14 protein-coding genes are annotated in these 15,443 nt (G+C 60.1%); 6 read left to right on the top strand and 8 right to left on the bottom strand.

Features of this window, described 5'->3' with window-relative positions; genetic code table 11:
- Window positions 1-135: 135 nt before the first annotated feature.
- Window positions 136-1,350 carry a phosphoserine phosphatase SerB gene (serB, locus tag ACWIKB_RS10185; protein ID WP_475266552.1) on the top strand — a complete coding sequence of 405 codons (1,215 nt, stop codon included), beginning with the start codon at window positions 136-138 and terminating at the stop codon, window positions 1,348-1,350.
- Window positions 1,351-1,513: 163 nt separating this feature from the next.
- Here the strand turns inward: serB and ACWIKB_RS10180 are convergent, their stop codons facing one another.
- The 4 genes from ACWIKB_RS10180 to ACWIKB_RS10165 form a co-directional block, all read right to left on the bottom strand.
- The gene (locus tag ACWIKB_RS10180; RefSeq protein WP_475266550.1) at window positions 1,514-3,298 is read right to left on the bottom strand and encodes a molecular chaperone; all 1,785 of its coding nucleotides are present in this window, start codon (window positions 3,296-3,298) and stop codon (window positions 1,514-1,516) included.
- A 212-nt stretch (window positions 3,299-3,510) separates the two neighbouring features.
- Window positions 3,511-4,371 carry an archaetidylserine decarboxylase gene (gene asd / locus ACWIKB_RS10175; RefSeq protein WP_054053334.1) on the bottom strand — a complete coding sequence of 287 codons (861 nt, stop codon included), beginning with the start codon at window positions 4,369-4,371 and terminating at the stop codon, window positions 3,511-3,513.
- An 18-nt stretch (window positions 4,372-4,389) separates the two neighbouring features.
- On the bottom strand, window positions 4,390-5,205 hold the full coding sequence (locus tag ACWIKB_RS10170) for a rhodanese-like domain-containing protein (protein ID WP_475266548.1): 816 nt from the start codon (window positions 5,203-5,205) through the stop codon (window positions 4,390-4,392).
- A gap of 42 nt (window positions 5,206-5,247) precedes the next feature.
- Window positions 5,248-6,786 carry an HDOD domain-containing protein gene (locus tag ACWIKB_RS10165; RefSeq protein ID WP_475266546.1) on the bottom strand — a complete coding sequence of 513 codons (1,539 nt, stop codon included), beginning with the start codon at window positions 6,784-6,786 and terminating at the stop codon, window positions 5,248-5,250.
- A 166-nt stretch (window positions 6,787-6,952) separates the two neighbouring features.
- Between ACWIKB_RS10165 and motA the strand changes: the two genes are divergently transcribed.
- The 3 genes from motA (at window position 6,953) to ACWIKB_RS10150 (ending at window position 10,127) form a co-directional block, all read left to right on the top strand.
- Window positions 6,953-7,804, top strand: a complete 852-nt coding sequence (gene motA / locus ACWIKB_RS10160) for a flagellar motor stator protein MotA (protein WP_054053339.1) — start codon at window positions 6,953-6,955, stop codon at window positions 7,802-7,804.
- A gap of 3 nt (window positions 7,805-7,807) precedes the next feature.
- Window positions 7,808-8,857, top strand: coding sequence for a flagellar motor protein MotB (gene motB / locus ACWIKB_RS10155; protein WP_475266544.1), 1,050 nt, complete (start codon window positions 7,808-7,810; stop codon window positions 8,855-8,857).
- Window positions 8,858-8,960: 103 nt separating this feature from the next.
- A complete protein-coding gene (locus ACWIKB_RS10150; RefSeq protein ID WP_475266542.1) occupies window positions 8,961-10,127 on the top strand; it encodes a sterol desaturase family protein in 1,167 nt (388 codons plus the stop codon).
- Between the two features lie 670 nt (window positions 10,128-10,797).
- On the opposite strand, the gene ACWIKB_RS10145 is transcribed toward ACWIKB_RS10150, so the two are convergent.
- From ACWIKB_RS10145 to rsgA, 4 genes are all read right to left on the bottom strand, one after another.
- The gene (locus ACWIKB_RS10145) at window positions 10,798-11,283 is read right to left on the bottom strand and encodes a toll/interleukin-1 receptor domain-containing protein (protein WP_475266540.1); all 486 of its coding nucleotides are present in this window, start codon (window positions 11,281-11,283) and stop codon (window positions 10,798-10,800) included.
- A complete protein-coding gene (locus tag ACWIKB_RS10140; protein WP_475266538.1) occupies window positions 11,283-12,242 on the bottom strand; it encodes a caspase family protein in 960 nt (319 codons plus the stop codon). The genes ACWIKB_RS10145 and ACWIKB_RS10140 overlap by 1 nt, the downstream gene beginning before the upstream one ends.
- A gap of 2 nt (window positions 12,243-12,244) precedes the next feature.
- Window positions 12,245-12,652 carry a TIR domain-containing protein gene (locus ACWIKB_RS10135; protein ID WP_475266536.1) on the bottom strand — a complete coding sequence of 136 codons (408 nt, stop codon included), beginning with the start codon at window positions 12,650-12,652 and terminating at the stop codon, window positions 12,245-12,247.
- A 212-nt stretch (window positions 12,653-12,864) separates the two neighbouring features.
- Complete coding sequence (rsgA, locus tag ACWIKB_RS10130) at window positions 12,865-13,896, bottom strand: small ribosomal subunit biogenesis GTPase RsgA (protein ID WP_123510832.1); 1,032 nt, start codon at window positions 13,894-13,896, stop codon at window positions 12,865-12,867.
- Between the two features lie 107 nt (window positions 13,897-14,003).
- Between rsgA and orn the strand changes: the two genes are divergently transcribed.
- Together orn and ACWIKB_RS10120 are read left to right on the top strand one after the other, a co-directional pair.
- Window positions 14,004-14,546, top strand: a complete 543-nt coding sequence (orn, locus tag ACWIKB_RS10125) for an oligoribonuclease (RefSeq protein ID WP_475266533.1) — start codon at window positions 14,004-14,006, stop codon at window positions 14,544-14,546.
- Window positions 14,547-14,739: 193 nt separating this feature from the next.
- Complete coding sequence (locus ACWIKB_RS10120; RefSeq protein WP_054053347.1) at window positions 14,740-15,351, top strand: trimeric intracellular cation channel family protein; 612 nt, start codon at window positions 14,740-14,742, stop codon at window positions 15,349-15,351.
- The last annotated feature ends 92 nt before the right edge of the window (window positions 15,352-15,443 follow it).

Raw genomic sequence — 15,443 nt, 5'->3', positions numbered from 1 at the left:
TTGAGCTCGGCTCTTTTGTCCGTGAAGTTGACGCGCAGTATAGCGACAGGCCCTAGACCGGCAAAGCGCTGACGGTGCCCGATGGTCACTGAAAGTGGGTAGAATGCGGTTTTTTTCCACCTGCGGGGGTGCGCCTTGCGCGAAATCGTCCTGATAAACATCACGGGAGTCGACCGACCAGGTCTGACTGCGGCCATTACCGGCGTTCTGGCCCAGGGTGGTGTGAACATTCTCGACATTGGTCAGGCGGTGATCCACGACACCCTGTCGTTCGGCATCCTGGTTGAAATTCCTGACACCGAGCAGGGCAAGTCGGTGCTCAAGGACATTCTGTTCAAGGGCTATGAGCTCGATCAGCAGGTGCGTTTCACGCCGGTGTCCGAAGAGGATTACCAGCAATGGGTCGGTAACCAGGGCAAAAAACGCCACATCGTCACCCTGCTGACCCGCAAAGTGACCGCCGGGCAATTGCAGGCCGTGAGTTCGATCACCGCCAAATACGGGCTGAACATCGACCATATCGATCGTTTGTCCGGGCGTATGCCGCTCGACACCCCGGCCGACAAGGGCAAGGGCTGCATCGAGTTTTCCGTGCGCGGTGAAGCGGCTGATCCGCAGGCCCTGCGCGCCGAATTCCTCAGCGTGGCCCAGGAACTGAACGTAGACATCGCCTTCCAGGAAGATTCGCTGTTCCGTCGCAACCGTCGCCTGGCGGTGTTCGATATGGACTCGACCCTGATCGAAGCTGAAGTGATCGACGAACTCGCCAAGGCGGCGGGTGTGGGTGATCAGGTGTCTGAAATTACTGAACGGGCGATGGCCGGTGAACTGGACTTCCGCGAAAGCTTCAAGGAGCGCCTGGCCTTGCTCAAGGGGCTGGACGTCAGCGTGCTGGATTCTATCGGCGCCTCCCTGCGCCTGACTGAAGGCGCCGAAACCCTGTTCGCCGAACTCAAGCGTTTGGGCTACAAGACCGCGATCCTGTCTGGCGGCTTCACCTACTTCGCCAAGCAATTGCAGGCGAAACTGGGCATCGACTACGTGTTCGCCAACGAACTGGAAGTGGTGGATGGCAAGGTCACGGGCGTGGCGGTCGAGCCGATTGTCGACGCTCAGCGCAAGGCCGATCTGCTGAAGGAACTGGCGCACAAGGAAGGTTTGCGTCTGGAGCAGACCATCGCGGTCGGCGACGGCGCCAACGACCTGCCGATGCTGGCGATTGCCGGCCTGGGTGTGGCGTTCCGCGCCAAGCCGCTGGTCAAGCAGTCGGCGAAACAGGCGATCTCCACGCTTGGACTGGATGGAGTCCTGTATTTGCTGGGCTTTCGGGATCGTGATGGGCAGCTCTGAGTTCCTGATTGTCTGAGCGGGCCTCTGTGGCGAGGGGGCTTGCCCCCGTTGGGTCGCGAAGCGGCCCCCTGCATCCTTTCAGGCACACCGAGTTATCCGGGTTGACGACTGCTGCGCAGCCGAACGGGGGCAAGCCCCCTCACCACAGGTGTTGTGGCAAGACTCACAACGACTTCCACAACGAATCAAAATCCTCTTCCGCCCCGACCACGCCGCTTCCTGCGGCGTTTTCGTTTTTACTCGCCTCCAGTGAACGATAGGCAAACTGGTTGAAGCTGTTGGTGCTCGACACCCGCCGATCCAGCCCGGCGCGACGTTCCTGGCCGTTGGTGTTGATCAGCACCTTGTTGCCCTCCTGGAACGGCAGACGCGGGGCGAGCAGGGTGGCGGGCAGGTCAATCGCGCTGATGGCCGGCAGCAGCAAACCCCGCAGGTACTGACTGTGATCGTCCCGCGTGCGCACCAGTTGCAGGCCGCAAGGCTCGGCGTACGGCGCAACCTGTTCGATGCCCATCTGCGTTCCACCGCCGCGCACCTGGCGAATCCAGCGCACCACGGCGATGCTCCAACCTTGGCCGGCGGTATCTTCGATGCCGACCATTTCGCCGGCCTGTAACTCGGCGGGTACGGCGCCGGGCCATGCCAGGCAATAGCCGCCAGGGCTGTGATTAATGATCGGCAGCGCGTAGGTCGGGAAACTCTGATTGCGGTCGGCAGCCTCATGGCTGTCGTCGTTTTGCAGTTGCGGGTATTCGATTTCTTCGTAGGGCAGCAGGGCATCGGCGGTGCCACTTGGCGCTGCGTCGAAAGCCTGACTCCAACCGTCCTTGCCCCCGGCTGCTGGAGCGGTCGCCGAAAACTGCGCCAGCCGCCCGGCGGGGTTTTTCAGGATGTCGCTGAACGAGCGCTGCCCGCCCAGGTAAAAGTGCAGTGCGCTCATGCCCACACACAGGGTCAGGGTGCCCTGGCCAGGAGTGCGCTGGAAACTGCGCTCGGCGGCCTGGCCCCAGGCCGCGTGCAGGTGTTGCAGCGTGTCGAGGTTCAGCCCGGTCGGTACGGACAACGCGTTGTCGTCCGGATTGAGCAGCCGGGCCTCGATGGCCGCCACCAGCGGTTGCGGATCGATACCCAGCAAGCTCTCCTGCTGTTCGGCGCGGAACTTGGCGCGATAGCGCGGCCCGGTGTCGAGCTCTGGCGCGATGGCAAACAGCTCATTGCCAGGTTTGCCGGGTTGCAGCTTGATCCACTTGCTCCAGGGCTCCAGCACCTCGGCGAGCCGGGCGATCTGGTTCTGGCGCAGTTGATTGCAGCGCGAGGCGCCCAACAACAGGGCCGCCACGTAGGTCTGTTCGATGCTCAGGTCTTGGGTCTGACTGGCCAGTTGATCGCGCACGCTGAGGTTTTGCAGCCGATGCGCGCAGCCAATTCGATAGAGCTGATGCAGTTCCAGCCACACACCCTCTGGCACCGGGCAATAGAGTTGGGTGGCGCGGATCAACGGGCCGTTCAGGCAATGGATTGCCCGTTGCAACGCCTGGGTGAGCAGCGGTGCGCGGTCCTTGCTGAAGCGGGGCGAGATGCGCAGGACAATCTGTTTATAGCCAATCGCCAAATGGCTTTGCAGCGCCTGGCAGAGGTTGGCGATCTTGCGCGAACGCTCGTCGAGGACAATCGCCTGATGCAGGAAATGTCGCTCCAGGTGTTTGCAGACGTAATACACCTCGGGTCGCAACAGTTCGAGCAGTTGCAGGCGATTGTCGCTGGGGGTCAGCAGCTGATTGAGTTCGCTCAAGCCTTGATACAACTGGCGAGCGGTTTCGCCGATGTTGGCTTTGGGCAGGTTGCCGATCCAGCGCTTGAGGTCGCGCGGGGTGGGTTCGCAGAATGACAGGCGCAAGCCAACTGGGATCGGTGCGCGCAGCAACAGTAGGGGGCTGGTCTCATTCATGCCGTGGAAAAACTCCAACCGGGAAATGGGCAGTGAATGACCTGACTGTAGCAGTTATGGCAGTGAGAGGTATTTTCGCTGACCTGACCCCTGTAGGAGCGAGGCTTGCCCGCGAAGGCGATCTCAAGGACGCCTTCGCCGGCAAGCCGTGCTCCTACAGATGAGGGTCGAGGCCGGAGGCGCCGAACCCTTGTGGGGTTCGACTCAATAGATCAAGCGTTCGGCAAGCCCAGCGCCTGGCCCATCTGCACCGGCGACGTTGCGCCCAGGCCTTCAACCCACTTGACCTGGTCCGGCCCGAACAGCACGACGGCGGTCGAACCCAGTTTGAAGCGACCCAGTTCCGCGCCTTTCTCCAGGTGGATCGGCGCACGGGCGGCTTCGTCGTAGCGGAAGGTTTTCAGCTCGCGTTTCGGCGGCGTGACCAGCCCGGCCCACACGGTTTCAATCGACGCCACGATCATCGCGCCCACCAGCACCACGGCCATCGGCCCGCGCTCGGTGTCGAAAATGCACGCTACACGCTCGTTGCGGGCGAACAGTTCCGGGACGTTTTCGGCGGTGGTCTGGTTGACCGAGAAGATCCGGCCCGGGATGTAGACCATCTCGCGCAGGGTACCGGCCAGCGGCATGTGCACGCGGTGGTAGTCCTTCGGCGACAGGTAGATCGTCGCGAAATCACCGCCCATGAACGGCGCGGCATTCGCGGCATCACCACCGAGCAATTCCAGCACGCTGAAGCTGTGGCCCTTGGCTTGGAATACGCGGCCGTGCTCGATCGGGCCGAGTTGGCTGACCGCGCCGTCGGCCGGGCTGAGGATTGCGCCTGGGGTTTCGTCCAATGGGCGAGCGCCGTCTTTCAAGGCGCGGGTGAAGAACGCATTGAAGTGTTCATAGGCGGTCAGGTCTTCAACCAGAGCCTGGGACATGTCCACCTGATAACGCTTGGCGAACCACGCGGTGAAGGCGTTCTTGAACCAGCGCACACGGCATTCGGCAATGCAGCCGGCCAGTCGCGAGAGCAAGTGATGGGGCAGCAGGTATTGGCTGAGGATAAACAAACGCTTATTCATTAACTGTCCTTAAAAACCTTAAATCTCTACGGGGGTGTCGGGATGGTTGCCCCATTCGCCCCAGGAGCCGGCGTAGCCTTTGACCCGCGGATAACCGAGGGACTTGGCCACTAGATAAGTGAAGCCAGAACGGTGGTGAGTCTGGCAGTGGGTGATGATTTCTTTGTCTTTGGTGATGCCGAGTTGGTCGAGGATCTGCGGCATGTCCGTGCGGATGCGCAGGTGGCGCGACTGATCCATGCCGGCAGTCCATTCGAAATTCACGGCGCCGGGGATGTGCCCACCCTTGGCAGCCAGGACTTTCTCGCCGGAGTACTCCAGCGGCCCGCGGGCATCCCAGATCGCCAGGTCGGCGGCGCCGAGACGGCTTTGCAGGTACTCGCGGGTGGCGGTGGGTTCATCGTGCAATGTCAGTGAAACCGGGCCGCCGACCGGGGCCGGAATCTGGATCGACATCGGCAAACCTTCTGCCAGCCAGGCCGGCAGACCGCCGTCGATGTAGTGGTATTTTTTGTGGCCGATGACATCCAGCAACCAGATAAAACGTCCGGCCCAACCGCCGCCTTCGTCGTCATAGACCACGTAGACCGCATCCTTGTTATGGCCCAGTTCACCGAACAACGCCTCGAGCGCCGGGTGCGGCGGCATCAGGCCCGGCGCGGGCGGCTGACCCAGTTGCGTGCGTTTCGGATCGACAAAACGCGCACCGGGCAGATGCCCTTCGGCATAGCGGGCGCTGCTGGTCAGGTCCACCAGAATCAGTTCGCGGGAGTCGAGACGCGGGAGCAAGTCGCTCGGCTCGATCACCAGCGGCAAGCCAGAGAAGTCAGACATGTGAGGTCTCCAGAGCACAAAGGGAGGGATTGTAGCGCAGCCTTATTGGCCGCGGGTGCTAAAGCTATGCAGCGCTTTTTCAATGCACTGCCCGGTTTTACCGAAGGCTTGCACGGTGATTTCCGAGAACGGCCCGCCGCCCTGGTCCGCCACAACGACCATGATCACCCGGCCATTGTTGACCAGTGAGCGCAGCAACAGGTGTTCGCCACCAAACTGCGCGCGCAGGCTGGCCGGCAGCAGAGCCGAAAACTGGGCATTGTTGGCTGGCGTAATACGCACCTGGGCCTGTTGCGAGAGCAAGCGTTGCAGCACGCTGCTCTGGCTGACCAAAAAATTCAGGCCGGCGGCTTCTTTCGGCAATCCGGCGGTCTGGTGCACCCGCAGATTGGCGTGGGTGCGGTCGGCCATCAGGATCATCACCCGACGCATGCCGCAGGCAACCAGCGCATCCCGCGCCGAAGTGGTCAGATGCATCGCGTTGGTGAAACGACTCGGCTCCACCAGCAGTTCGGCGCATTGTTTGCGCCACTTGGTCAGGTCTTCAGCGGTTGGTGCCGGGGCTGGCAGCAAACCGGCGTGGACCCGGTTCATGCCCCACGGCCAAAGCAGCGAAACCGCCGGGTGCCAGAGGTCGGGCATGGCGTGTTGACGGGCGCTGTTGGCGGCCTGTTGGTGCAACTGTTGCTGCACCTCATCCATCGATATTTGCAGGTAAAGGCTGGTCAGGTATTGCCAGCGCTGACTGTGCGGGCAGTCCCAGGCCTGTTGCGCCGACAGCGCCAGACCGTTGGCCAGTAGCACGGTGTTGGCCGGTTGGTTGAGCCAGCGGCGCAGTGTCGGATCGTCGTCGAGGCGGTTCTGCTGGCGCAGCGGGTGATCGCTGTCCCGGGCAATGCGCAGGACTTTCACCAGCTCCCGCTGCTCGTTCAACAGCAGGCGATAACCCTGCTGCACCCAGATCGGCAACCGCCAGATGTCCACCAGTGCCAGGCAGATGTCCAGCAGGCGTACGCCGAACAACTGCTTTTCAACTTTGCGCGCCGACTCACCTTTATGGATGACCCGCAGTTCCCATTCTTCGAGCAAGTGCGGATGAGTCAGTGCCATCGGCCACAGCGGCGAGAGAAACAGCAGGCTGCCCCAGTGAATGTCCTGCCACAGTCGCGCCAGGCGATTGGCGAAAAAACCGTTGGCCTGTTGCGTCGCGTGCTGGCTGATCAGTTGCAACTGGCGCAGGGCTGTCGGGATTTCGGACTGAGGTTCGGCGGGCAGACGCGCGAGCAGTTCTTCGGTGCGTTTCAACCCGAGGCGATTGAGCGCCACGTCGAGGTTTTCCGCAGGCTCGGTCATGCTGCCGTGGGTGTGGCGGTTGGCTTCGCGAATCACGCTCAAGGCCAGGGCCGGGCTTTCCTGCATCAATTCGGCAATGTCGCGCAGCGAGCTGCGGTTATTGCGAATGGCTGAGCAGACGCGGTCATGACTCTCTTGCGGAACCGGCAGGCGCACGCCATCGAGAAGCTTGACCCAGCCTTCGAGAGTGGTCGGTTTTGGAGTTGGAACGTTCGTTTCGTTAGCCATGGCTGGACGGGATCATCATTGGCTGTAAACACGCCCGGCGCGGGCTAAATTGGCTTTTCGCCTGAACTGGCTATAGTCTGGCGCAGTTTTGCCGATAAGTAGAAGAAGAGATTTTTTAACTTCCGAATATGACCTTGAACCCGACTCAGTAAGTGCTCTCCTACCTATGGCTAAATTAATCGGCATCATCGTCGTATTCGCGAGCGTGCTCGGCGGATACGTGCTCTCCCATGGCAAAATTGCCGCCCTGATTCAGCCCTTCGAGGTGATGATCATCGGTGGTGCGGCCCTTGGCGCATTCCTGCAGGCCAACCCCGGTTACATGACCATGCACGTGCTCAAGAAATCCTTGGGCATGTTCAGTTCGCGCTTCACCCACACCTTCTACCTTGAAGTGCTGGGCCTGATCTACGAGATCCTCAACAAGAGCCGCCGCGAAGGCATGATGGCCATCGAAGGCGACATCGAAGATGCCTCTGCGAGCCCGATTTTTGCCAAGTACCCAGCGGTTTTGAAAGACGAGCGCATGACCGCGTTCATCTGCGATTACCTGCGCATCATGTCCTCCGGCAACATGGCTCCCCATGAGCTGGAAGGCCTGTTCGACATGGAACTCTACAGCCTCAAGGAAGACCTGGAGCACCCGTCCCACGCGGTGAACGGCATCGCCGACGCCATGCCGGGTTTCGGTATCGTCGCGGCGGTACTCGGTATCGTGGTGACCATGGCCTCCCTGGGCGAGGGCGACCAGAAATCCATCGGCTTGCACGTCGGTGCGGCACTGGTTGGTACCTTCTTCGGTATTCTCGCGGCCTACGGTTTCTTCGGCCCGCTGGCGCATTCCCTGGCCCACGATGCCAAGGAAGAACTGAACGTCTACGAAGCCATCAAGGCCTCGTTGGTGGCGTCGGCTTCCGGCATGCCGCCTTCGCTGGCGGTGGAGTTCGGGCGCAAGGTTCTGTACCCGGCGCACCGTCCTAGCTTCGCTGAGCTGGAACAAGCGGTTCGCGGTCGCTAAGTCATGGAAAATAATCAGCCGATAATCATCAAGCGCGTCAAGCGCATTGCCGGCGGGCATCACGGGGGCGCCTGGAAAATCGCCTTCGCTGACTTCGCGACGGCGATGATGGCGTTCTTCCTGGTGTTGTGGCTGCTGTCCACCGCCACGCCAGAACAGAAGATCGCCATTGCCGGTTACTTCAAAGACCCGGTCGGCTTCTCCGAAAGCGGCACGCCGTACATCATTGATCTGGGCGGCACACCGACCCTGGCACCGGAAAACACCCTCAACCCCGAGGTGAAATCCCAGCCGCAACCGGACAAGGTCACCGTCGATACCGATCAGGTCGAAGGCATGGCCGAACAGGTCGAGAAAGAACGCCTGGAACTGTTGCTGCAAGAACTGCAGAACAAGGTCGATGAGAACCCGCAGTTGCAGAAGTTCAAGGACCAGATTCTGTTCGAAATCACACCGAACGGTTTGCGCATTCAGATCATGGACGCGGACAACCGGCCGATGTTCGACTCGGGCAGTGCGCGTCTGAAGCCGTACTTCGAAGACATCCTGCTGGCCATGGCTGACACCATCAAAGCGGTGCCGAACAAGATCAGCATCAGCGGTCACACCGACGCCAAGCCGTACTCGGGCACCGGCGATTTCGGTAACTGGGAATTGTCGGCCAACCGTGCCAACGCCGCCCGCCGTGCATTGGTCGCCGGTAGCTACCCGGAATCGCAAGTGGCGCGGGTTGTCGGTTATGCCTCGTCGGCGTTGTTCGATCGGGAGAACCCGTTCAACCCGGTTAACCGCCGTATCGACATCGTCGTATTGACCAAGAAGGCCCAGGCTGCCATCGAAGGGGCGCAAGGTGCTGACCCGACGACAACACCGGGGCAGGGAGCACCGGGTGAAGCACCGAATGCGCCGGCTAAGCCGGTTGATCCGAATGCCTTGCCCGCCGACAAGCAACCCGTGCCGGCCCATGAGCTTCGCGAGCGTTTGAATCTGTTTGAAGATCCAGCGCCGAAGCCGGGTGATGCCGCTAAACCGGCTGAACCGCCCAAGCAATAACCCGCAAAAAAGCCACGGTGATCGTGGCTTTTTTGTTTCTGGCTGCGTCACTACTGCGTCGCGATGACTCGGCTCAGTTTTTTGGAATCATGGAAGATCAGTTATGGAAAGACTCAAGTCCTATTTTCAGCGGCACGGCAACGCACCCTTCAAGTTTGGTGAAGGTCGAGTCAGTGGCTACATCTCGGCCACGCTCGGGTTGTTGAGCCTGCTAGCCGTTTTCTGTTTCCTGTTCCCCGAATGGCTGACCACCGCCGAACTGCGCAAGGTCTACGACGAGCAATTTGCGCGCACTACGCTGCTGCTCGGGCTGGTGCTGTCGTTCAGCCTCGGCACCCTGAATATCCTGCTCAACAAGCGCAAGCGCCTGGGGATCACCGGGCTTGTCGCTTCAGGGCTGGCAGTGTTTCTCGGTGGTACCAATGTGCAGATAAGCTCGATCGGGCAGACGCCTTACTCGCTGGGGCTGGACTGGTTCGTCCTGGCGCTGCTGGTATCGGCCATCGTCTTCATCCCTTTGGAAAAACTCTATTCCAAGGACCCTGAGCAAAACATCCTGCGCCCGCACTGGCGAACCGACCTGACCTACTTTTTCGTCAGTCATATGCTGGTGCAATTCATCCTGATTTTCATCACCGCGTCGTCGAGCTATGTCGCAGGTTGGGCGATGTCGCCGGGCTTGCAGGCCAGCGTCCAGAGCTTGCCAATTGTCGTGCAGTTCTTCCTCGCGGTGTTGGTGGCCGACCTCGGTCAGTACTGGCTGCATCGCCTCTATCATGTGGTGCCGTGGCTGTGGCGCATCCACGCCGTGCATCACTCGAGCACGCACATGGACTGGCTCGCCGGTTCGCGGGTGCACTTTGTCGAGATTCTGCTGACGCGCACCGGCGTGCTGGTGCCATTGATGCTGCTGGGTTTCGCGCCACAGGCGTTGAACGCCTACGTGATTCTGGTCGGCGTCCAGGCTGTGCTGGCCCACGCCAACGTGCGCATCAACGGCGGCTGGCTGAATTATCTGATGGTCCTGCCGCGTTATCACCATTGGCACCACGCCCGGCACAAGGATTACATCTACAAGAACTACGCGATCCACACGCCATTGGTGGACATGCTGTTTGGCACTTTCAAGTTGCCACCGAAAGAATGGCCGGTGCGTTACGGGGTGTTTGGCAAGGACTTGCCGGGCGGGATTGTGCGTCAGCATCTTTATCCGTTTCAGAAGCCTGAGCCGAAGGTTGTCGCACCAAAACCGCCGGCCGCGGTGTCCTGACTCAATAATCAAGCCGACAGTGATGTCGGCTTTTTTGTGCGGCTTTCATTTCAGCGGGGGCTCGGCCCCTGTAGGAGCGAGGCTTGCCCGCGAAGTCGGCCTGATAGCCGACCCACCTTTTGCAGATATACATCGATCAATTGTGGGAGCGAGCTTGCTCGCGATGGCGGCCTTCGAGTCGATCTATTTTTGGATGGTGCGCATATCCGTTTCTGCGGTAACGGCTGCTTACGGTTCCGCTCTTACAGCGGGTCACTTTGGAAGAGCGCCAAAGTAACCAAAGCGCTTTTGCCCCTTTCGTTCGGTGCCTCGCCCAGGCTCGGCATGCCCTCGTTCCGGTCCTGCTCCGTGGGCCCGCCGCCATCGGCCATCCATGTCCGGGGCCGGCTAACCCGGCATCCATGCCGGGTTGCCCACTGCGCAGAACCTCCACTCGGCCTCTCGAGGGGGCGTGCATCGCAACAGCGCCGCGAGGTGGCCTGATAGCCGGCCTGACTAGGGCGCACGCGTTCTCCTGATCTATTTTCAGCGTGGGCACGGTCCCTGTGGGAGCGAGCCTGCTCGCGAAAGCTTTTTGTCAGGCTCCAAGGGGGGAGGGTGGTGAGCATATCCGTTTCTGCGGTAACGGCCGCTTAGGGTTTCGCTCTTACAGCGAGTCACTTTATGCGTGTCAAAAACCTCTTCGAACCCGGTTTTTCAGCTGGTCGTGAAAGATATCTGCGTTTTTCTTGTAGGTGCTGCGCAGTGACTCGCTGATCGAGTCCAGCATCATCGAGCGTTTGGACATCACCTCGTCGCGGTAGGCATCAATAAAAAATTCAATGTCCTTTTCGCAGGTCAGCTTCGGCCATTTATCCAGATACAACGGCAACTCCGCTGGGCCGGTCTTGAACGAGCAGATTCGCCGATTGCTGATGGTGGCTTCGCCGATTTCGAACGGCACCCACCACGACAGCGCGGTGCGCTCGGACACTACCGCCAGCAGGTGTGTGCAGTCACTGATGTTGCGCGTGATGACCCCGGTGATGTCGTCGGTGGTCTGCGATTCAGGATCGAGCACGTCCAGATAGGTTTTGATGTTGGCCTGTATCAATCGGTTATTGATAGCGATGGCTTGTGGCCGATCCATATGGCGGTAGCTGATAAACACTGGCATCAGAAATGTCCCTTGATCGCAAGTTCACGGTAATAGGCGCCGAGCGCCGTCAGGCGGCAGCCCGTGGTGTGGATGGCGGCGTAGTACATGTGTTCGGCATCCACAGGTTCGATCAGGCTGTGGCGGTTACACTTCTGCAGTTGTTTGAAGATTTCGCCATTATCCGGGTCGAACGCTGCTTCGGTGGGCTCGTAGCTGGGGTCCAGCGGGAAGACATAACTCGGCTCCGGGAACCAGTCTTTCAACTTGCGCAATGTCTCCTCGGCAATCAGCGGCGCGACTTCGCGCAACGGGACGAATTGCGAAACGTTGGTCTTGAACACGGGCCGTTGTTCCCAGGCGCCGAGCGCGTTGTCGACAAACGAATACACACTGCCCGGCGTCACCTTGCCCAGTACATTGGCCGCGCCACCGTGCAAAGCCTGTAACAGCAGGTCGGTGAATACACCGTGGCCTCGGCTTTCCAGCGCCGACTGCTCCTTCTTGCAGGCGGTCAGGATGGTCATGCCTTCGCCGACCACGCTGTTGCCACCGCGCAACCCGCGCATCGCTGCGGCAGCACCGGCCTGACAGCAATCGAGGATGATGATTTTGTTCTTGATCTGCGGGGCGTTGTCCGCCCAGTTCAATATGTCGCTGATGCGAATGCCATCACCGCCCGGTGCAAAATCCTGAGGGATCAGTAGCCCTTCGTCGATGCTGGTATCGAATTGACCGTGGCCAGCGAAATACAGCAGTGCCACATCACAATCGCCGGAAAAGAGGCTTTGGATGTGCTGTTTCATGGCCGTCAGTGAAAGGTCGTCCTCGGCTGAAGTCAGGACTTTGCTGCTGAAATTGGGTCGTCCGCTGGCGTGACGTTCCAATACCGAAGCCATGGCCATGGCGTCGTTGTTGCAACCGCTTAGCGGTGAAACATGCTGGTAGTGGTTGATGCCAATAAACAATCCCTTGCGCATGTTCACACCGCCGTATGCAAGCGAATCGTGTTGACGATGCTGTTGGTGTTCCATGCACATTCCGCGTGTGCCGCATCACGTACTACCGTTGGAATACGCTCGGCGCCGAACGGTTTGATTGCGATGATCACCTTGCCCATGCGCTTGGCGATCTCGATCTCCTTGTTGATCCACTTGCTGTAGGTGGAATACATGCCAGCCATGATTAGCACCGCCGAGCACGGGCGGATCTTGTTTTCGATGGCTTCGATCAGTTGCTTGTCGGTTTTTGCACCAATAATCGGGTTCTCGGGTGGCACCGAAAAGTTCTTGAAGGTGAACGTCGGGTGCGCATTCAGCAGACGCACCAGATTGTCGTGTGTGTCGGAGTAGTTCCACGAATGACTGATGAACAAATGATAGGTTTGCATGGGTGTCCCTCGGTATCGCCAACGTGCGATGAGGGCTTGAATGTAGGGACTTGAGCGGCCGTAACAAGGCCTTGGACGTTAAAGAGACATGTCCTACGAGCTGGCGTGCAAACGCCTTACAGAACAGTCTGACGTTTAATTTTGAAGGGGCTTGTGTAGGAAAAAGCGAACGAGCGGCAGCCCGACAAGGTCAGGGCTGCGATCGTGTCTGTTTAGTAGCTGGTTTCCGGCAAACTGGCGATGATCGAGCGATAGCTGTTCATCCGTTGCTGTTGCACGCGGCCATCTTCCAGCGCCTTGAGCAGGGCACAACCCGGTTCACGGTCGTGTTTGCAGTCGCGGAAGCGGCAGGTGCCGATCAAGTCGTTGAACTCGATGAAACCGGCTTCGACGTCGGCACGGCTGACGTGGCCCAAGCCGAATTCACGGATACCCGGGGAGTCGATCAGCTCACCGCCGCCGGGGAAGTGGAACAACCGCGCGGTGGTGGTGGTGTGCGTGCCCTGGCCGGACAGTTCGGACAACGGGCCGACGCGGGTTTCGACTTCCGGCAGCAGGCTGTTGACCAGCGATGATTTACCGACGCCAGACTGGCCGACGAACACACTGATGCGCCCGTCCAGTTGTTCCTGCAATTGCTCCATGCCGTTGCCGTGGTGAGCCGACACTTCCAGCACCGGGTAGCCCAGCGTGCGGTAAACCGCGAGCAAGGCATTCAGCGCCGGGGCGTTCTGCTCATCGATCAGGTCGAATTTGTTGAGCAGCAGCAGCGGACGAATCCCTGCGTGCTCAGCGGCGACCAGATAGCGGTCGATCAGGTTGGCGTGGGGCTCGGGCAGCGGGGCGAAGACGATGACGATCATGTCGACGTTGGCCGCTACGGGTTTGAGCTGGCCACGGCTGTCCGGGCGGCAGAGTTCGGTTTTACGCGGCAGTTGCGCCACGATCACGCCAATGCCCTGGTTGCCGGCACGCCAGACGACCTGATCGCCGGTCACCAGCGCTGGCAGGTTGGCGCGCAAGTGGCAGCGGAATACCTGGCCGGCCAAATCGCCATCGAGGGCTTCGACTTCGACCTGCACACCGAAGTGGGCGATCACCAGGCCGGTCTGTTCCGGACCCAGGTCGCCGCCCTCAAGTGCCTCGACAGCCGAGGACTCGCGTTTGGCGGCGCGGGCAGCGCGTTCGCCCTGAATCTTTTCGATGCGCCAGTTTTGACGACGATTGAGTTGGCGTTTGGCCATGGGTGTTCCGTATCAAGAATGCAGCGATTAGGTAAAACGGCCGCGAGTTTAGCACGCCCGGCTACTTGCCTAGGCTAAACTGCGCAGCATTGCCTAGGAGCCGACACATGCAAAACCCGCAGAATCTGATCTGGATCGACCTGGAAATGACCGGTCTGAACCCTGATACCGACGTCATCATCGAGATGGCGACCATTGTCACCGACAGTGATCTGAACACTTTGGCCGAAGGCCCGGTGATCGCGATCCACCACAGCGACGCGATTCTTGCTGGCATGGACGAGTGGAACACCCGTCAACACGGCGGTTCGGGCCTGACCCAACGGGTTCGCGACAGCCGCATCAGCATGGCCGAAGCCGAAGCCGAAACCATCGCCTTCCTGGAAAAGTGGGTGCCGAAGGGCAAATCGCCGATCTGCGGCAACAGCATCTGCCAGGACCGTCGCTTCCTTTATACGCACATGAAATCCCTGGAAAGCTATTTCCACTACCGCAACCTCGACGTGTCGACGCTCAAAGAGCTGGCCGCACGCTGGGCGCCGGGCGTGCGCGACAGCTTCCAGAAGGGCAGCACGCACCTGGCGCTGGACGATATCCGCGAGTCGATTGCTGAGCTGCAGCACTACCGCAAGCATTTCATCAAGTTCTGATCTGGCAACCCTGCCCCCTGTAGGAGCTGTCGAGTGCAACGAGGCTGCGATCTTTTGATCTTGAAAAATTAACGTCAAAAGATCGCAGCCTCGTTTCACTCGACAGCTCCTACAAGGGCTCGCGTAACGGCGCCCTCTTTTGGTGCCGCCCCTAAATGGCTAGACTGCGCGCCTTCCTGCCAGGACCGCCGCCATGTTGCTGATGCTCTACCTGATCGCTATCACCGCCGAAGCCATGACCGGTGCCTTGTCCGCCGGCCGGCGTGGCATGGACTGGTTTGGCGTGGTGCTGATCGCCTGCGTCACGGCCCTGGGCGGCGGTTCGGTGCGCGACGTGCTGCTCGGCCATTACCCGCTGACTTGGGTCAAACACCCGGAATACCTGGTGCTGACTTCGGTCGCGGCGATGTTCACGGTGTTCACCGCCCGCTGGATGCGCCACTTGCGCTCGCTGTTTCTGGTGCTCGACGCCGTCGGCCTGGTGGCATTCACCCTGATCGGCTGCATGACCGCTCTGGAAATGGGCCACGGCATGCTGGTGGCGTCGGTCAGCGGCGTGATCACCGGAGTTTTCGGCGGCATCCTGCGGGACATCTTCTGCAACGACATCCCGTTGATATTCCGCCGCGAGCTCTACGCCAGCGTCTCCTTCGCGGCGGCGTGGTGCTACATGCTCTGCATTTATCTGCAATTACCGGGTGAGCAGGCGATCTTGATCACCTTGTTTGGCGGGTTTTTGCTGCGGTTGCTGGCGATCCGGTTTCATTGGGAAATGCCGAAGTTCGTCTACAACGACGAGGCCTGAAGTCACGCGGTCTCTTGTAGGAGCTGTCGAGTGAAACGAGGCTGCGATCTTTTGATCTTGTTTTTTAAAAATCAAAGTCAAAAGATCGCAGC

The organism is Pseudomonas sp. 5Vm1k (assembly GCF_056161485.1).
This window is presented reverse-complemented; position numbering and strand designations above follow the sequence as displayed.